This is a genomic window from Solwaraspora sp. WMMB762 (assembly GCF_049179115.1).
Classification (GTDB): domain Bacteria; phylum Actinomycetota; class Actinomycetes; order Mycobacteriales; family Micromonosporaceae; genus Micromonospora_E.
In genome coordinates this window covers 201,686-219,571 of record NZ_JBMHMD010000001.1, presented here as the reverse complement: position 1 = coordinate 219,571, position 17,886 = coordinate 201,686, and the positions used below count along the sequence as shown (strand labels likewise).

At 70.5% G+C, this 17,886-nt stretch carries 13 protein-coding genes; 1 reads left to right on the top strand and 12 read right to left on the bottom strand.

From position 1 onward, the window contains the following. Positions 1–4 precede the first annotated feature (4 nt). The 7 genes from ACN27J_RS01025 to ACN27J_RS00995 form a co-directional block, all read right to left on the bottom strand. Positions 5–1,315, bottom strand: coding sequence for an RNA polymerase sigma factor (locus ACN27J_RS01025; protein ID WP_421362446.1), 1,311 nt, complete (start codon positions 1,313–1,315; stop codon positions 5–7). A gap of 6 nt (positions 1,316–1,321) precedes the next feature. Continuing rightward, positions 1,322–1,675 carry a YciI family protein gene (locus ACN27J_RS01020; protein WP_421362443.1) on the bottom strand — a complete coding sequence of 118 codons (354 nt, stop codon included), beginning with the start codon at positions 1,673–1,675 and terminating at the stop codon, positions 1,322–1,324. Positions 1,676–1,777: 102 nt separating this feature from the next. Continuing rightward, positions 1,778–2,410 carry a PadR family transcriptional regulator gene (locus ACN27J_RS01015; RefSeq protein ID WP_421362441.1) on the bottom strand — a complete coding sequence of 211 codons (633 nt, stop codon included), beginning with the start codon at positions 2,408–2,410 and terminating at the stop codon, positions 1,778–1,780. A 152-nt stretch (positions 2,411–2,562) separates the two neighbouring features. Continuing rightward, the gene (locus ACN27J_RS01010) at positions 2,563–4,185 is read right to left on the bottom strand and encodes a cellulose binding domain-containing protein (RefSeq protein WP_421362438.1); all 1,623 of its coding nucleotides are present in this window, start codon (positions 4,183–4,185) and stop codon (positions 2,563–2,565) included. Between the two features lie 74 nt (positions 4,186–4,259). Further along, complete coding sequence (locus ACN27J_RS01005) at positions 4,260–5,525, bottom strand: pectate lyase (RefSeq protein ID WP_421362435.1); 1,266 nt, start codon at positions 5,523–5,525, stop codon at positions 4,260–4,262. Positions 5,526–5,678: 153 nt separating this feature from the next. Then, on the bottom strand, positions 5,679–7,094 hold the full coding sequence (locus tag ACN27J_RS01000) for an RICIN domain-containing protein (protein ID WP_421362432.1): 1,416 nt from the start codon (positions 7,092–7,094) through the stop codon (positions 5,679–5,681). 77 nt (positions 7,095–7,171) lie between these two features. Further along, the gene (locus ACN27J_RS00995) at positions 7,172–8,611 is read right to left on the bottom strand and encodes a pectinesterase family protein (protein WP_421362431.1); all 1,440 of its coding nucleotides are present in this window, start codon (positions 8,609–8,611) and stop codon (positions 7,172–7,174) included. 313 nt (positions 8,612–8,924) lie between these two features. Here ACN27J_RS00995 and ACN27J_RS00990 point away from each other — a divergent pair, with 313 nt between their 5' ends. After that, a complete protein-coding gene (locus ACN27J_RS00990; RefSeq protein WP_421362429.1) occupies positions 8,925–11,153 on the top strand; it encodes a sigma-70 family RNA polymerase sigma factor in 2,229 nt (742 codons plus the stop codon). A 2-nt stretch (positions 11,154–11,155) separates the two neighbouring features. On the opposite strand, the gene ACN27J_RS00985 is transcribed toward ACN27J_RS00990, so the two are convergent. From ACN27J_RS00985 to ACN27J_RS00965, 5 genes are all read right to left on the bottom strand, one after another. Continuing rightward, positions 11,156–12,433: an MFS transporter gene (locus ACN27J_RS00985; protein WP_421362426.1), complete on the bottom strand. Its 1,278-nt coding sequence runs from the start codon at positions 12,431–12,433 to the stop codon at positions 11,156–11,158. Between the two features lie 91 nt (positions 12,434–12,524). Then, positions 12,525–14,045, bottom strand: coding sequence for a glycoside hydrolase family 43 protein (locus ACN27J_RS00980; RefSeq protein ID WP_421362423.1), 1,521 nt, complete (start codon positions 14,043–14,045; stop codon positions 12,525–12,527). A gap of 67 nt (positions 14,046–14,112) precedes the next feature. After that, entirely contained in the window at positions 14,113–15,414 is a 1,302-nt protein-coding gene (locus ACN27J_RS00975) for an SPFH domain-containing protein (RefSeq protein ID WP_421362421.1), read from the bottom strand. Then, positions 15,414–16,988 carry an SPFH domain-containing protein gene (locus tag ACN27J_RS00970; RefSeq protein ID WP_421362418.1) on the bottom strand — a complete coding sequence of 525 codons (1,575 nt, stop codon included), beginning with the start codon at positions 16,986–16,988 and terminating at the stop codon, positions 15,414–15,416. The genes ACN27J_RS00975 and ACN27J_RS00970 overlap by 1 nt, the downstream gene beginning before the upstream one ends. A 166-nt stretch (positions 16,989–17,154) precedes the next feature. Then, entirely contained in the window at positions 17,155–17,757 is a 603-nt protein-coding gene (locus ACN27J_RS00965) for a nitroreductase family protein (RefSeq protein ID WP_421362415.1), read from the bottom strand. Positions 17,758–17,886: the final 129 nt, after the last annotated feature.

The window sequence follows — 17,886 nt, the reverse complement described above, 5'->3', positions numbered from 1 at the left end:
CGGCTCAGTCGACGCGGGTCGCGGCCTCGGCCTCGGCCAGCCGACGCCGCAGATGTTCCCGGTCCGGTTCGGTGCCGGCCAGGTCCACCGCCTGCCGGTAGGCGTCGGCCGCGTCGGCGTGCCGGCCGAGCCGGTGCAGCAGATCGGCCCGGGCGGCCGGCAACGGGTGGTACGACCGCAGGCGCGGATCGGCGGCCAGCTCGTCGAGCAGGGCCAGCCCGGCTGCCGGGCCGTCGCGCATGGCCACCGCCACCGCCCGGTTCAACGCCACCACCGGCGACGGTGCGACCCGCAGCAGTACGTCGTAGAGGGCGACGATCTGCGGCCAGTCGGTGCCGGCGACGTCGGGCGCCTCGTCGTGCAGCGCGGCGATGGCGGCCTGCAGCCCGTACGGGCCGGGCGGGCCGCCGGTCAACGCCGTGCGGGCCAACGCACAGCCTTCCCCGATCATTGGTCGGTCCCACCGACGCCGGTCCTGCTCGTCGAGGAGCACCGGCACCCCGTCCGGGCCGGTCCGGGTATGTCGGCGGGCGTGCACCAGCAGCAGCAGGCCGAGCAGTCCGGCGGTCTCCCGTTGCGCGGGCAGCAGCCGGTGCAGGATGCGGGCCAGCCGGATGGCCTCCTCGGCCAGGTCCAGGCGTTGCAGGCGGGGACCGGAGCTGGCCGCGTACCCCTCGGTGAAGATCGAGTACACCGCCTGTAGAACACCGGGTAGCCGCTGCGGCAACTCGTCGGCACCGGGCACCCGGAACGGGATCCGCGCGTCGCGGATCTTGCGTTTCGCCCGGACGATCCGCTGGGCCATGGTCGCCTCCGGCACCAGGAAGGCCCGGGCCACCTCGGCGGTGGTCAACCCGCCGAGGCAGCGCAGGGTCAGCGCCACCCGGTCCTCCTCGGTCAGCGCCGGGTGGGCGCAGGTGAAGAACAGGGCGAGCCGGTCGTCGGGCAGGTCCCGGTCGACGTCCGCCGCCGGAGCCGGGTCGGCCCGGTCCGCCTCGGCCTGCAGCACCGCGATCCGCAGGGCCAACGTCCGGTCGCGGCGGATCCGGTCGACGGCCCGGCGGCGAGCCGTGGTCAGCAGCCACGCGCCGGGGCGGGTCGGCACCCCGGAGATCGGCCAGTGCGTCAGCGCCGCCTCGATGGCCTCGGCGGCGGACTCCTCGGCCAAATGCAGGTCACCGAAGCGGCGTACCAGGGTGGCGAGCAGCCGGCCGTGTTCCTCGCGGAACACGGCCGCCACCGACGCGCGCACCGCCGTCGGGTCCGTTTCCGGGCCCCGGGCGGCCGGCTGGTTCTGCGGCTCGCCGCCGACCATCCGGTGTCAGAGCCCGAACTCGGCGATCGGACGCACCTGCACCGATCCTCCGTCCCGGGCGCCGGGCGAGCGGGCCGCCCAGTCCAGCGCGACGTCCAGGTTTGGTACGTCGATGACGTCGTACCCGCCGAGCACCTCACGGCTCTCGGCGAACGGACCGTCGGTGACGATCCGTTGTCCGTCGGCGTCGACCTTGACCGAGGTGCAGGTGGTCAGGTCGGCCAGGGCGTTGCCGCTGACCCAGATGCCGGCGTCCTTCATCTGCTTGTCGTAGGCCATCCAGTCCTCGACGGTGCACTGCGCCCCGGGCTGGTCCGGGCTGTCGGTCGGCGGGCTGACGAACAACAGCATGTACTTCATGTCGGGCTCCTCGCAGGTAGTGGCGTTGCCGTACGCCTTGACGACGATCGGCGGGCCGCCGGATCGACAGCTGATCCGGCGAATCCTGCCGTGACCGGCGACCTACTCGGAGTCGGCCAGGATGGCGTACAGCTTGCGGCGGGTCTCGTCGAGTACGGCCAGGGCCCGCTCCCGCTGCTCGGCGGTACCGTTCATCATCACGTGCCGCAGCGCGTGCAACGTCTGCATACCGGATTCGCGTACGTCGTGCCAGCTCTCCACGGTTTCCGGGGCGAACTGCGTCCACGGCGCCTGCTCGGCGGCCTGCTCGGCCTCGGGGCGGCCGGCGTCGGTCAACGCGTACTGCCGGCGGCTGCCGCCGGCCGCGTCCACGGTCCCGACGATCAGCCCTTCGTCCTCGAGCAGTTGCAGGGTGGGGTAGATCGATCCCGGGCTCGGTCGCCAGGCACCGCCGGTACGGGAGTCGAGTTCCCGGATCATCTCGTACCCGTGCATCGGTCCTTCGACGAGCAGGGCGAGTACGGCGGCGCGCACGTTCGGCCGGCGCCGGCCGCGTCCGCCGCCCCGGCCCCGCTGCGGGCCGCCGCCGCCCGGCCCGGCGCCGAAGCCGGGACCGAAGCCGGGACCGAAGCCGGGACCAAAGCCGGGGCCGGGACCGGGGCCGAACGGCGGGAAGCCGAATCCGCCCCGCATCCAGGCCTGCGGTCCGCCGTGGAATCGGTGGTGGAACCTCATGTCTGCCTCCTACGATGTCTTGCCGATACTCTGACGATATATCGCCAACCCGTCGACGACAACACGAGTGCGCCTGGCGGGCGCAGGGCCCGCCAGGCGCTGGGGGTACAGTCGCTTTTCATATAATTAACTGCTGATTGTCGCTTTCGTGGTCAGCTGCGGGCACCAAGGTTCGGGTAGCTGTGCGGCCGCAGGAAGGCAGAGCTCCGGATGCCGCCATCGGCGTCGCGTGGCCCGATCAGCAGCGACGGGTCCGTGCTGACGAGATCGGCGGCGCTCCAGGAACTCTTGATGTTCCACGAGTTGCCGGTCGCCGTCGAGTTGCCCAGCGACACCCCCGCACCGTTGCCGATCGCCAGGTTGCCGGTCAGCCGGGACGTGGAGTTGGCGAACTTGAAGCCACCGTCACCGTTGCGCCAGGCGCTGTTGCGCTCGACGGTGATGGTGCCCGGGTTGCCGTTGTCGATGAAACCGCCGACCGCGTTGTCGAACGCGAAGCTGTTGCGAATGGTGTGGTTCGCCGGCGGGTCGGGATCGCCGCCACCCATCTTGAACCCGTTGCCGTCACCGGAGTAGCCCGGCAGGTCCCACCGGTTGAAGCCGTTGCCCCAGGCCGCCGAGTCCTCGATCAGAATCGGCGAGGTGAACAGCCAGGCGTCGAAACCGTCGTCGGAGTTGTTCCACAACCGGGCACCGCGCACCACGTTGCCGCTGCCGGAACCCTCCTTGATGGCCAGGCCGTCGGCGCTCTCGCCGTTCTTGCGCGGATCCCGGTTGCCGTACGAGTCGAGGTCGATCACCTGGTTGTTGCTGGCCGCGCCCTGGATCTGCAGGCCGGACTCGTAGTTGTCGCGGGTTACCAGCCGTTCGAAGACGTTGTTGCTGCAGTCGCGGCAGAAGATCGCGTACGGTCCGTGCGCGATCTCCAGGTCACGCACCCGCCAGTAGTCGGCCTCGATATGCAGCACGCCGCGTTCGAGGTTCGGGATGCTGCCGCCGACCGGAGCCGGCGTATGCGGCAGATTCTCCCCGTCGAGCACCACCCGTTCACCGTCGTAGCTGGTGATCGTGTAAGGGTTGGCCGCAGTGCCGTCCTTCATGATCCGCACATTGGTGCCGAACTGGTAGGTGCCCCCGCGTAGCGTGATCGTAGTGCCCGGGGTCGCCAGCGCCACGGCACGCGCCAACGTCGCCAGCGGGGCACCCACCGTACCGGGGTTGGCGTCGTTGCCGTTGGTCGCCACGAACAGTGTGTCCGTCGGTGGGGGCGCCGTGGTCGGCGGAGCCGTGGTCGGCGGAGCCGTGGTCGGCGGGGTCGGCGGAGCCGTGGTCACGGGCGGGCTCGTCGGGCCGGGACCGGTGCAGACCGTGCCGTTGAGAGTGAACGTCGACGGAACCGGGTTCGACGAGTCGTTCCACGTACCGTTGAAGCCGCCGCCGACGGTGGCGCCGGTCAGGATCGACCCGGTGTAGCTGGCGTTGCGGGCCACGACGGTGCCGCTGGCCGGATCCGCGGTGAACCCCCACGACTGGGTGATCGTCTGGCCGGCGGCGAATGTCCAGCTCAGCGTCCATCCGTCGATCGGCTCGCCGTAGTTGGTGATGGCGAGGTTGGCGCCGAAGCCACCCGGCCACTGCGCACCGATGGTGTAGGTGACCTGGCAGCCGCTCGCGGCGCTGGCCGACAGCGTGGTCACCACGGTCATCCCGGCGGTGGCAGCCGCGGTGACCAGAGCCACCACCGGCCACGCCGCCCGACGCGGGTATCGAGACATGGAAGCTCCTGATCAGTCGACCGACGTTCGCCGGTGGGCGCGCACGTGTCGGGCGCGCCCACCGTGAACCGGGATCAGCGGTAGGTGAGGTCCGACGATGAGTAGAGACAGTTCGTGCTGTCCGGGCCGGTACCGACCTGGCTCGGCTCGTCGCCGCTGCTGTTGCCGTTGTACTTGCGGCAGATCACCATCGACCGACTGGAGTCGTTGACGATGGTGACCCCGCTGAACCGGGCGGTGTCTCCGTAGTTGACGTTGATGCCGGCGACGGTGCCGCCCGGCCGGGTCAACGTCACGTTGCGGATCACCACGTCGCGCTGATGCTGGGTGGAGCAGTTCCCACAGGAGCGGTAGAAGGTGCCGAAGTTGCTGGCCTGGAAGTTCTGGATGGTCAGCGTGCCCGGACCGTTGTGCTGGAAGACCTTGTCACTGGCGGCCCGGGCGCCACCACCGTCGACCAGGAAGCTCGGGTTGCCGCTGCCACGGAAGGTCGCGGCGTCCTCGCCGACGTCCTCCCACCACACGTTGCGCAGCGTGCACGGTCCCGAGCAGTGCACGCCGTCGCCGGCCGGCGCGCCGATGATGACGTTCTGCAGGGTGGCTCCGGCCGCGAGCTGGAACACCGGGTCCTGGCTCTCCTCCTGGCCGCCGTCACCAATGCAGCAGTAGCGACGCATGCCACCGTCGAGCGTCCCGGAGACCTGGATCGTGCCGTTGACGTTGACCTGCCCGGTCGGGGTCGGCCAGGAGGTGCTCGGCGGTGGGGTGGGGTTGCCGCCGCCGACGGTGTTCAGTTGCCACTGCTGGTTCCAGCCGTTGAGGTCGCTGTACCCGGCGAGGGTGCCGCCGTCGGCGGTGGACCACCCCCAGACGTCGATCACCTTGTTGCTGTGCCGGTTGACGAAGCGGACGTATCCGCTGTCGGAGTCGGCGAGGCGGAAGTGCTGGCGGGTGGTGCCGTTGTCGGCGTTCTGGACCAGTGCGGTGCCGTCGTTGGCGTCGGGTAGTTCGAGGTACTTGCCACTGTGCACGGAGCGGATCTTGTAGTAGCCGCTGCCAGCGTCGACGAAGCGCCACTGCTGGACGGCGAGGTCGTTGCGGGTCCACTGGACGATGGGTGCGCCGTCGTTGGTGGCCCAGTTGTAGAGGTCCATGGCTTTGTTGCTGTGGCGGTTGACGAAGACGTAGGTGGCGTTGGTGTCGACGGTGGCGGCGGATGCGGTGGTGACGCCGATCGCGCCGATGGCGGCGGTGGCGATGGCGGCGGTGGCGCCGGCCAGGATCGCCATGCGATGCCGGCGTCGGCGGCCGCCGACGCCGGCATCCACGGGTTGACTCATGGTGCGTTACCTCCTGGGACGGGTCACGTGGCCCCGCGTCCACGTGCATGAAAGCGCTTTCCAGACATCGTATTGATAGGTTTCAATTCCGTCAATGTCCGGTCGGGGGTCGTCCGGCCGGGTCGAGCCGACCGGGCGACCCGGCGACGCCGGTCAGCCGCCGATGGCGGCCTGCGGGCCGGAGTAGGTCGACACCAGGCTCGGCACGTCCGACGCCGGGTGCAGCGTGTAGGAGTAGAAGCTGCCCGGGTTGAACGCGCTGCCCCGCGACGTCACCCGACCACTGCGCCAACTGCTGTTCACGGTGATGTTGCCCCGCTGGACGAGCTCGCCCGCCTCGACGTAGTACGGGTCGCGGACGTTGTCGTAGTAGCTGTTCTCGATGACCGCCTTGGTGTAGCCGCGCACATAGTTGCCGTACCCGGTGACGTTCTGCAGGTAGTTGTTGTACATGTGCAGGTACGCCAGGTTGTCCGCACTCGGGTTCCGCGAGTTGGTGCCCCGGAACCAGTTGTGGTGGATGGTCATCCGGGCGGTCACGTTGTCGGTCCAGCCGATGCCGAACGTCTTGTTGTTGTCGAGGAACTGGTTCCACGACACGGTGATGTTCGTCGCGTCCTTGCGGCTGTCCAACAGACCGTCGTTCATCCGGGTGAGCCGGTTGTGGTCGATCCAGATGTTCGAGGCGGTGTCGATCTGGATGGCGTCGTAGTCGTAGGCGTCGTCACCCGGGTCGTCGTCCGGCATCAGAGTGTCCCGGATGGTCAGGTTCCGGATGATCACGTTGCTCACGCCCGTACCGATGAAGAAGCCGCCGCTGACGATCTCGCCGCCGGTGCCCACCCCGACGATCGTCTTGTTCGACGCCACCCGCAGCTCGGTGCCCCGCGGGCTGATGGTGATCGCCCCGGCGACCCGGATGACGTACGGCTCGCTGGCCGTCACGTACCGGTTGAGGTCGGCCTGGTTGGTGACGGTGACGGTCTGACCGCTGGCACCGCCGGTCGTGCCCTGGGCGAACCCGTCCGGGGTGTTGCCGTACGGCGCCCCCGGGTCCCCGCCGCCGATCTTGTGCAGTTGCCACTGCTGGTTCCAGCCGTTGGTGTCCGTGTACTGCGAGATCCGCCCACCATCCGCAGTAGACCACTCCCACACATCCAACGCCTTACCACTGTGCCGATTGATCAACCGCACAAAACCACTGTCCGAATCCACCACACCGAAATGCTGCCGCGTGTCCGAACCCGCAACCTGCTGCGTCAACTCCGCACCATCCTGCGCATTCGCCACCTGCAACACCTTGCCCGAATGCCGCGACCGCACCTGGTAGTAGCCGTTACCCACCGGCACGAACTGCCACTGCTGCACCGCGAGATCATTACGCGCCCACTGCACGATCGGCGCACCATCATGCGTCGCCCACTCGAACAGATCCACCGCCTTACCACTGTGCCGCGACGTCAACACGTAGTACGCACCCGTGTCGATCGTCGCCGCGTACGACGGCGACACCGACACCACCACCGTCGACACCACCGCCACCGGCAACGCCACCGCGACCACCGCCACGGCCGCCCACCGACGCGTACGACGGCTGAGAGTTCCCAACATGGAAGGACCCTTTCTACGAAACGGACGAGGACAATTCAGCCGACCGGATTCCAGCCGTCGGTGCCAGCCAGGTAGCGCTGCGGCGTGTAGTCGGCGGCCTGGGCGTCGGTGAGCTGCGGACGGTTGCCGCCGGAACCCGATCCCGGCCCGTTGTTGCGGTACTCCCGGAACCGGGCGTTCTGCCAGGTGTTGCTGGACATGTTCGTCCACGGCTGACCAGTGTCGATATGAGCCCCGAGGGTCGACTCCCGGTAGAGCACCTGTGCGTCCGGACCCCACGGCCGGCCCAGACTGCTCGATCCGGCCGCCGCCGAGCTCGTCAGGTTGCAGCGGTAGAACAGGAATCCGTACTGTCGCGACGCGGGCGTACGCGCCGCGGTAATCGGGCCACCCGTGGCCCGCTTCTCGTGGATCTGCGAACTGTGCATCACGGCGACACCGTCGCCGAAGATGAAGTCGACGGTGCCCTCGACGTAGGAGTTGCGCACGTACGACCGTGCGTTGCCGCCGACCAGGAAGGTGTCCTGGTCGCCGAGAAGCCGGACGTCGCGAAGCACGGACCGGTCCGCGTTGAGATGCAGCGCGACGGCCTGATGACCCGGCTGACTGGCGTTGGCCGCCTCGTCGAAGTCGTTGGCGATGGTCAGGTTCGTCGCGGTGAACCCGCTGCCGGCCACGGTCATCGTGGCGCTGCCGACGGTGCCGTAGGTACCGCCGTCCGGCCGGGTCGTCCCGGCCGAGTGGTTCTCGACGATGACCACCTCGGACGGCCCGGTACCGAGCCCCTGCAGGTGCAGATTGGTCTTGTTCGACGGTATCGACACCACCCCCCGGTAGCTGCCTGGCCTGATCGCGATGGTGACCTGGGCCCCGCTGTTGCTCGGCGCGGCGTTCACCGCCGCCTGGACGGTGGTGTGCTGGCCGCTGCCGTCGGCGGCGACGACGATGGCACCCGGCGGCACGTCGGATCCGATCTTGTGCAGTTGCCACTGCTGGTTCCAGCCGTTGGTGTCCGTGTACTGCGAGATCCGCCCACCATCCGCAGTAGACCACTCCCACACATCCAACGCCTTACCACTGTGCCGATTGATCAACCGCACAAAACCACTGTCCGAATCCACCACACCGAAATGCTGCCGCGTGTCCGAACCCGCAACCTGCTGCGTCAACTCCGCACCATCCTGCGCATTCGCCACCTGCAACACCTTGCCCGAATGCCGCGACCGCACCTGGTAGTAGCCGTTACCCACCGGCACGAACTGCCACTGCTGCACCGCGAGATCATTACGCGCCCACTGCACGATCGGCGCACCATCATGCGTCGCCCACTCGAACAGATCCACCGCCTTACCACTGTGCCGCGACGTCAACACGTAGTACGCACCCGTGTCGATCGTCGCCGCGTACGACGGCGACACCGACACCGCCACCGTCGACACCACCGCCACCGGCAACGCCACCGCGACCACCGCCACGGCAGCCCACCGACGGGCGGGCCCACCTCGGTTCCTGAGTCTCTGCACGGTCTTCCTTCCTCCTCGACGCGGGCCGCGCGAGCTGCCGGACGAAGCAGCAGGCGGTCACGCAACGCACATGCCGCCCTGGACGGGTGCGGCTTTTAGGTAGACGTCACAACTAACTCGGGGATAACAGAAACCGGCGAAGAACTTCGATACATCCACCACCAGCAGGGAGTTTGTAGCGCAAGTTGACCTTCTTTACAGACAGGCATCGCTATGCAACGATCGGTTCAGGTAAGATGTCGACCAGCGAGGCAACGGTGCACGGATGACGCACAGTAGCGCCGAGGCTGAGTTGGGACTGCCCGCCCTGGTGCTCGACGCCCAGGCCGGCGACCAACAGGCACTCAACGAGCTCATCGCCGGACACCTGCCGTTGATCTACAACATCGTCGGTCGGGCTCTGCACGGACACGCCGATGTGGACGATCTCGTGCAGGAGACCGCGCTCAGGCTGATCCGCGGGCTACCGTCGCTGCGGGAGCCGGGCCGGTTCCGCGCCTGGGCGGTGTCGGTGACCTACCGGCAGATCCAGCAGTACCTGCGGGAGCGCAAGCGTGCGCTGCTCCGCGTCCGGGACGACGCCACCCCCGCCGAGCTGGCCGACCCCGACGACGTCGCCGAACGCACCGTCGGTGAACTGATGCTGACCGGGCAACGACGCGAACTCGCGGAAGCGGTTCGATGGCTCGAACCAGACGACCGCCGGCTGCTCGCCCTCTGGTGGCAGGAGGTCAGCGGCGAGTTGACCCGCAGTGAACTGGCCGCCGCGCTCGGCGTCCCACCGCCACACGCCGCGGTACGGCTGCAACGCCTGCGCGACCGGCTCGACGCCACCCGGACGGTGGTCCGCGTACTGCGGGCCGCCCCCCGCTGCACCGGGCTGCGCGACCTGCTGCACGGCTGGGACGGCAGCACCGACGGTCGTTGGCGGAAACGACTGATCCGGCACTGCCGGACCTGCGACCGGTGCGGCATCCACCGAGTCGGCCTGGTCGCGCCCGAGGAGCTACTGCCCAGCGTCGCGCCCCTGCCGTTGCCGCTGGCGCTGCTGGAAGGCGTACGGATCGCCTGTGAAGCCGCCGCACCAGCGACGCTGACACCGGCTGCGGCCGGCGGGCAGTCGATCGGGCAACTGGTCCTGACCCAGCTGAACGGGTTGTTCCAGCAGAAGGCGGCGGCGGTGGCCACGGCCGTGGCCGTCGCCGCCGGCGGCGGGTTCGTCTACGCCGTGCAGGAGAAGCCGCTGCCCGGCGGCGGTGACGCGAGCGCGGTCGCCAGCCCGACCGCAGCCCGCCGGGCGGCGGTCCCGGCCGTCCCGGCGCCGGTGGCGAGCTCACCGCCGGCATCCGCTACGGCGGTACCGACGTCGCCACCGGCCGTGTCCCCGGCCGACGGGGTGACCAGCGCCGACGTGTACGTCGCGCCGGACGGCTCGGACGACGGCGACGGCAGCCGGCAGCGGCCGTACGCCACCCTCGACAAGGCGGTGTCGGTCGTCGAGCCGGGCCAGACCATCGCGCTGCGCGGGGGTACGTACCGTCCGAGCGATCCCGTGGTGATCGACGTCAACGGTGCACCGGAACGCCGGATCACGCTCAGTAACTACGCCGGGGAGTGGCCGGTCATCGACGCGAGCGGGGTCCCGGCGGACAAGTGGATGGTCACCCACCGGGGCAGTTTCTGGACCGTGCAGGGGCTGGAGGTGATGAACTCGGGCAGCCACGCGTACGTCTGTGTCTCCTGCCGCGACAACATCTTTCGGCGACTGTCGATGCACCACAACGCCCGGTCCGGACTGACCCTGCGTGACGAGGGCACCACCGGGAACCAGGTGCTGGACAGCGACTTCCACACCAACTACGACCCGGCGGAGGCCGGCGGCGCCGGCGTCGGGCTGGCGGTCAAGTTCGGCGACGGCACCGGCAACGTCGTTCGCGGCTGCCGCGCGTTCGGCAACGCCAGCGACGGCTTCGACGTCGGCCACTTCGCCGACCCGGTGCTGCTGGAGGCCAACTGGGCGTACGGCAACGGAGTCAACCGCTGGGCGGTGGCCGACTGGCACGGCGCGGCCGACGGTTTCCGGCTCGGTGGCGGCAGCCCGGCACCGGCCGCCGGGCACCTGTTGCGGGACAACGCCGCCTGGGACAACACCGGTCACGGGTTCGCCGACGGCGGCAACGCCGGCGCCCTCGACCTGACCGGCAACACGGCGTTCCGCAACGGCGGCGCCGGATTCCACCTGCCGGTCCCGCAGGCGACCCTGGTCGACAACGCCGCCGTCGGCAACGGCACGGACGGCGACAACGGCGACGTGCAGCTGAGCGGCGGCCGGTCGCAGGGCAACACCTGGGACGGCGGATCCTGGTCGGTGGAGTCGTTCCGGTCCATCGACCCGGCCAGTGCCCAGGGCCCGCGCCGGCCCGACGGACGGCTACCGGAGACGACGTTTCTCACCAGCGACACCGACATCGGCGCGTCGATGCTCGCGCCGTAGGGTCACCCGGCCCGGCCGGCGGCGGCGTACCCTCGTCCACCGCCGCCTCGGACGCGCCGACGGAACGTGGGATGGGCCAGGACGAAGGCCGTGACCGACGCCATCACCGCGGCGCCGATCAGTACCGGCAGCGGGGCCCAGACGGCGTACAGCGCTGTGCTGGCGGTCGGCGCGAGCACGAAGGTGAGCCCGTTGGTGGCACCGATCACCCCGGCCAGCCCGCCCTGCTCGTCGCGGCGTACCGCCAACGTCGGACCGGCGACGTAGCCGGGCATCGCGATGCCGAGACCCAGCCCGATCATGGCCATCGCGGCGACCAGGAACCCGACGTAGGTGTCGGGCACCAGCAGAACGAACCCGACCAGCCCGACGGCCCCGCCGACTCGCAGCAGCGTCGCCGGCCGCCAGCCGCTGCGCGGCACCACGACGGTCTGCGCGAACGCCATCCCGACACCGGCGGCGAGCAGCGCCGCACCGGTGATCAGACCGGTGGCCTCCGCGTCCAGGCCGAACCGGTCCTGGACCAGGAACCCGCTGACCACCTGGACGAAGCCGAGCGCGGTGAACATGCCGAACCCGGCGAGCAGGTACGGCCACACCCGGGCGTCGAACGGGCTGACCCGGACCGGCTTCTCGATCAGCTCGGTACGGCTCTCCCGGCGCAGCCGCACCGCGACGACGGCCAGGCCGACCGCGAGCAGCACCGGCACCACCACCAGCGGAGCCATCAGCCCGAAACCGGCGAGCAGCCCGCCGACCAGCGCACCGGCGACCATCGCCCCGCCCTGCACGGCCCCGATCCCGGCCATCCCTCTGACCCGGGCGGACTGGTCGACCGTGACATCGGCGATGTACGCCTGCGCGGTCGGTGGCACAGCGGCCATCGCGGCGCCGAACCCGACGCCCCGGAACACCACGAACAGCAGGAACAGCGTGGTGCCGGTGACGACGCCCCGCATGCCGAGGTCGGCGAGCAGGGCGAACAGCGCCATCGTCAGGGTGGCCAGGGCGAACGCGGCGATCAGCACCGGCTTGCGGCCCCACGACTGGGACCGGCGGCCCCACAGTTGACTGGTGACCACCACCATCAACGCGGAGATGCTGATGGTCACCCCGACCTGCCACTCGGCGAGGCCGATCTCGCGGGCCAACGGGGCGATGATCGGGTTCATCGACATCTGGCCGAGGAAGACCAGGAAGACCGCCCCGAGCAGCAGCGGGATCTGCGGCCGCGGGACCCCGGCCGGCCTGTCGACGGGGACCGTGCCGGGTGAGACCATCCGGCCACGCTAGCCACCGGTGATCATCGGCACCAAGGACGCCGGTCACACCTGCCGCCCCGGCTGTCACCAGCGACGATGGCGGTAGCCGTCACACCTGGCAGCCCTGGTCCGGGAGGTAGTCGAACCAGTCGAAGCGGACTGTACCGGCGGCGGCGTACATGCCGATCACCCGGCCGGTGAAGCCTCCGGCGACCTCGGTCGACAGGTAACGGCCGTCGAGCTCGGCCAGTACGGTGAACCCGCCGTCGGCGTCTTCGAAGCCGAGCCGAACCACGTCCGGCCCCTGCCGGGGATGCCCGGTCGGCACCGCGACGACGTCGGCCCGCAGCACCACCGGCCCGGGCGGCACCGGCCGGCGCTCCAGTACCGGCCGCAGCGGGCCGATCCGGGCCGAGGCGTACACCTCGCCGCCGCCGACCTCGACCGCGTAGTGGTGGGTCTCGTCCATCCGTACCGCCAGCCCGCCCCGGCCGTCACCGGGGTCGATCAGGGCCCGTACCTGGCAGGACAGGTGCTGCTGGCGGCGGCCGACGAAGGTGACGTCGGCGGCGTCGAGCGACAGGCCGCGCGCCTGCAGGGTCAGCCAGCCCGGCGGCCGGGTCGTTGACCACACGTCGTCAGGCCGGGACCGCACCGACAGCCACCGTGGGTGCAGCCGCTCCGCGTCGAAGTCGTCCCGCGTGGGTAGTGGCGTCACCGGCACCGCCGGCCAGCCCGGCGCGGTCATCCGCTCGGTGAGCGCGCCGACGACCGGCCAGTCGTCGACCCAGTCGACCGGGGCGAGGAACGTCTCCCGGCCGAGCACGTGCCAGCCGGGGGTGCCGCCGCGTGGCCGGACCCCGAGCAGCACCAGCCACCAGGAGCCGTCCGGTGCCTGGACCAGGTCGCCGTGGCCGGTGTTCTGGATCGGCCGGTCGGTGCTGCGGTGGGTGAGGATCGGGTTGGCCGGGCACGGCTCGAACGGGCCACCCGGCGCCGGGCCCCGGGCGACGGAGATGCCGTGGCCGCGTTCGGTGCCGCCCTCGGCGATCAGCAGGTACCAGTAGGCACCGATCCGGTACAGGTGCGGGGCCTCCGGCGCCTGGGCGCCGGGGGTGCCGGTCCACAACCGGCGGGTCGGCCCGAGCGTGGCACCGGTCCGCGGGTCGATGCGTACCTGCCCGACGCCGGCGGTCGTGCACCAGCAGTTGCCGTCGTCGTCCCAGGCCAGGTCGGGGTCGATGCCGGCCACGCCGGCCAGCGGCACCGGGTCGGACCACGGCCCGGCCGGGTCGACGGCGGTGACCAGCAGGTTGCCGCCGCCGTCGGCCACGTTGGTGGTGATCAGCCAGAACCGGCCGTCGTGGTGGCGCAGGGTGGGTGCGTACACCCCGCCGGACGACAGGGTCGACGCGGGGATCGCCAGCTGCCCGGGACGGTCCAGCACGTTGCCGATCTGGGCCCAGTTGACCAGGTCGCGGCTGTGGAAGATCGGTACGCCGGGGAAGTACTCGAAGCTGGAGCAGGCGAGGTAGTAGTCGTCGCCGACCCGGCAGACACTCGGGTCCGGATGGAAGCCGGGCAGCACCGGGTTGGTGAACCCGCCGTCGATCCATCCGTCCACTGTCATGTCGGCCTCCCCGGTCCGGTGTGCGGTGGATGCACCGTACCCGGACCGGGGTCGGACCCGGGCCGGGTCAGCCGTCGTCGTCCCCGCTCGCGGTGGCACCGCGGGCCGGCAGCGCCACGGTACGCGGCAGCAACTGCGCGGTGAGCAGGGTGGACAGTGCCGAGGTGTCACCGCCGCCAGCGCCGTCGGTGCGGACCACCACCGGCTGGGGGGCCTTGCCGGCGAGCGCGGCGCCCACTTCGAGCCGGCGCAACGCCAGCTCGTACTGCAGCACCGCCCGGTTGTCCCGGTACGCCTGGGCCAGCCGGCGCTGTGCCTTGGCCTCGTTCTCGGCGGCGATCAGCCCGCTGCGGCCCCGGGTCTCGATCTCGAACCGGACCCGCTGCGCGTTGGTCTCCTGCTCCTCCAGCAGCTGCGCGACCTGCTCGCGGGCCTTGTTCAGGGCCGCCTTGACCTCGACGAACCGGGCGTCGCGCACCTTCTTGGCCCGCTCGATGTCCATCTGCAGGCTGTCGATACGCCGTTTACGGGTCAGCCCCCACTCCTGCTCGTACGCGGCGTGCTCCTTGGCGACCCGCTCCCGGGTGGCCAGGTGCTGCTGGTACTGGGTGGGCAGCTGCACGTCGGGGATGTTGCAGCCGGTGATCCGCACGCCGTAGCGGGACAGCTGCCGGTTGAGCAGTTCCTGCATGTCGGCGACGTCGGAGCCGCGCAGGTCGTACGCCCGTTCGGTCTGCACCTGGCGGGCCCGCTGCCGGATGGCGTCCTGTACGGCGCTGGACAGCACCAGGTCGAAGTTGCCGGCGCCGATGGTCCGGACGAACAGCACCGCGTCGGTGATCCGCAGCTTCATGAAGAACTCAATGGAGCGCAGCGGCACGTTCTCCCGGGTCGGGCAGGCCATCACCGGCGCCGAGTACGGGATTTCGGTGGCCACGTCGACGACGAAGTCGACCCGTGACCACGGATGCCACAGGTAGTGCCGGCCCGGTTCCAGGGTGCGCACGACCGCCCCGTAGCGGGTCAGCACCCCGTGAGTGCCCTGTTCGATCTCCACAATGGATGACCGCCACCACCAGAGCGCGCCGAGCAGCAGCAGCACGACGCCGGCGAGGTAGCTGGCCGTGGCGAGGGCACCGTACGCGGCGCCGATCAGCCCGTCGGCACCGTTCAGGGTGAACATCACGCCGGACAACAGGGCGAGCAGACCGAGCCAGAGCGGCACCATCCACCCCAGCCGCCGCCGGTGCTTGGGGATCACCACCGGTACGAGGCTGCCCGCGTCACCGCCGCGCAGCAGCTGGGCGAGTTCGCTCCACGGCGCCACCGCCTCGGAGATGACCGACCTGCCGCCGCTGAGTTTGCTCATCACCGCTGTGCCTCCGGGTCGTCGTCGGTCGGCTCCGGCGCACCGGGGGCCGGGGAAATGCCGGCGTCGGTGCCCGGCACGGTCGGCTGGTCGGCCGCACGGAGCGCGGCGATCTCCGGCTCACGTTCGGCGATCCGGGCGGCGACCTCGGCCAGCCGGGTGCGCATCGCGGCCATGTCGGTCTCGCTGAACAGGTCGGCACCCCGCTCACCGACCAGCTCACGGGCCAGCTTCAGCAGGTCCACCCCGACCGCGCCGTTCGGGTCGGTGGAGCCGCCGATGCGCACCAGCCGGGGCAGGTGGTCGGCGACCTCCTCCAGGGTGTCCAGCACCTCCCGCTGGTAGCGGTAGTCGAGGATCTCCGGCGCTTCGGCGGCGGTGACCGCCCGGATGTCCAGGGCCTGCGCCTCCAGCAGGGCGGCGTTGGCCCGTGCCTCGGACTCGGCCAGCACGTACCGTTGGCGGGCCAGCGCCTCGGCGCGGTTGGTCTCCCGCTCCACCGCGGTGTCCATCTGCGCCTGGTACTGGGCGATCTCGGCCTGGATGCCGGACAGGGTCTCGTGCAGGGTGGCCAGCTCCTTGGTCAGGTCGCCCTCGTCCTGCTCCTTGCGCAGCTGCAGCGCGTACTGGTGGGTGTAGGCGTCCTTGGCGACGCGCACCATCTCGGGCGCGGCGAGGTCCATCCGGTACTCCCGGTCGGACGGCTCGGCGTGGGTGATGTTGGCGTTGGTCAGCTCGACCGCCGGGAGGAACTGCTGGTTCAGCTGTTCCAGCAGGCGGCCGGTGTCCTCGCCGACCATGTTGTAGATGTCGGCGGCCTGCTGTTCGTAGATCAGGCTGCGGATGGTCTCGCTGACCGCGTTGCTGAGCTTCTCCTCGAAGCCGCGGACCGCGCCGAGGGTGTAGACGAACTCCACCGGGTCGCTGATCCGGAACTGGATGAACAGGTCGATGGACGCTTTCACCCCGCCCTTGGTCGGGGCCTCGCGCACCGGGGCGTTGAACGGGTATTCGCGGGTGGTGTTGACGATGTACGACACCCGCTTCCACGGGTTCAGCAGGATCACCCGGCCGGGGCCGACGACCTGCTCCAGTTTGCCGAACCGGGTGATCAGCGCGGCGCAGCCGTCCGGCACCATCACCATGCCCTGGCGCCACCAGACGAAACCGACGGCGAACAGCGACAGCAACCAGTAGTGGATGCCGAACAGCGGGTTGAGCAGCACGTTGCCGCCGGCGACCGAGACGACCGCGGAGCCGAGCACGCCGAGCACCAGCAGCAGCGACACCGGCAGCATGGTGACCAGTGAACGACCGCGCGGGATCACCATCGGGCAGATGACGTGCGCCGCCCCTCCCTCGCCGCGCCGCTGCTCACTGCGGTTGAGCACCTCGCCCGCGTCGTCCAGCGGCACCCGGCGCTGCTCCATCACGGTGTCGATGCTGCCACCGAGGTCGCGGGCCGCCGGGAAGTCGACCGGATCCATCCCGTCCTCGGCCGGCTGACCTCCGCCCGCCCCGCCAGCCCCACCGGTCACGGCACCGCCACGGCGGCGCAGTTCGGCCATGGCCATCTGGCGAGGATCGTTACCTTCAGCTATCGCGTAGGCGGCGTTGCGTATACCTTGTTGGACCCGTGACACGGTTCCCCTTCCGCAGATCTCAGTCGGCGCCCGGCTCGGCCAGCTCGGCGCACCGGTCCCGCGAAATGCTAGCCACCCAGGTCAACCGGGGTGACGGCTACGCCGGGTCGGGCACCGACGCCGGGCGCACCGACAGCAGCAGGTCGGCGACGGGCAGCCGGTGCCGGGCGGCGCGTTCTCTCGTGGCGAGCGGCTCGTCGAGCTCGATGGTGACCGCCCGGCGGCCGACTGCGACGACGACCAGCGGGGTGAGCGCCGCCGTGGGCAGCAGCGCGGCGACCCGGTCGGCGTCGAAGCCGGCGAGCTGGTGCACGGCGAGCCCTTCGTGCTGGGCCTGGATCGACAGGTGCGCGACCGCCTGTCCGGTGTCGTAGGCGGCCCACGGGCGGCTCGCGCCACTGTCGGCGACGGTCTGCGCGGCCACCACGATCAACGCGGCGGCGGCGTGCGCCCAGACCCGGTTCCCCGGGTCGAGAGCGGCGAGCAGGCTGGCGTGGGCGGCGTCGCCACGGCGGACCACGCCGAACCGCCAGGGTTGACTGTTTCCGCAGCTGGGTGCCCAGCGGGCGGCTTCCAGCAGCGCGGTCAGCTGCCGGTCGGTGAGCCGGTGCTCGGGGTCGAAGGCGCGCGGGCTCCACCGGTCGGCGAGTAGCGGGTGCAGTGGCTCGGCCGTGGTCGCGGTCTTCGGGGCGTCGGACACCAGGTGCTCCTGTCAGGATCGAGGTCGAGGTCGAGGTCGAGAGTCAAGTGTCGAGGATCGGCGGTCGGCGGTCGGCGGTCGGCGGTCGGCGGTCGGCGGTCGGCGGTCGGCGGTCGGTACGACCGTACG

Coding starts and splice junctions, on each gene's coding strand:
- ACN27J_RS00980 (WP_421362423.1), bottom strand. CDS start 14,045: ATGACAGTGGACGGATGGATCGACGGCGGGTTCACCAACCCGGTGCTG.
- ACN27J_RS00985 (WP_421362426.1), bottom strand. CDS start 12,433: ATGGTCTCACCCGGCACGGTCCCCGTCGACAGGCCGGCCGGGGTCCCG.
- ACN27J_RS00990 (WP_421362429.1), top strand. CDS start 8,925: ATGACGCACAGTAGCGCCGAGGCTGAGTTGGGACTGCCCGCCCTGGTG.
- ACN27J_RS01015 (WP_421362441.1), bottom strand. CDS start 2,410: ATGAGGTTCCACCACCGATTCCACGGCGGACCGCAGGCCTGGATGCGG.
- ACN27J_RS01010 (WP_421362438.1), bottom strand. CDS start 4,185: ATGTCTCGATACCCGCGTCGGGCGGCGTGGCCGGTGGTGGCTCTGGTC.
- ACN27J_RS00970 (WP_421362418.1), bottom strand. CDS start 16,988: ATGGCCATGGCCGAACTGCGCCGCCGTGGCGGTGCCGTGACCGGTGGG.
- ACN27J_RS01025 (WP_421362446.1), bottom strand. CDS start 1,315: ATGGTCGGCGGCGAGCCGCAGAACCAGCCGGCCGCCCGGGGCCCGGAA.
- ACN27J_RS01005 (WP_421362435.1), bottom strand. CDS start 5,525: ATGAGTCAACCCGTGGATGCCGGCGTCGGCGGCCGCCGACGCCGGCAT.
- ACN27J_RS00975 (WP_421362421.1), bottom strand. CDS start 15,414: ATGAGCAAACTCAGCGGCGGCAGGTCGGTCATCTCCGAGGCGGTGGCG.
- ACN27J_RS01020 (WP_421362443.1), bottom strand. CDS start 1,675: ATGAAGTACATGCTGTTGTTCGTCAGCCCGCCGACCGACAGCCCGGAC.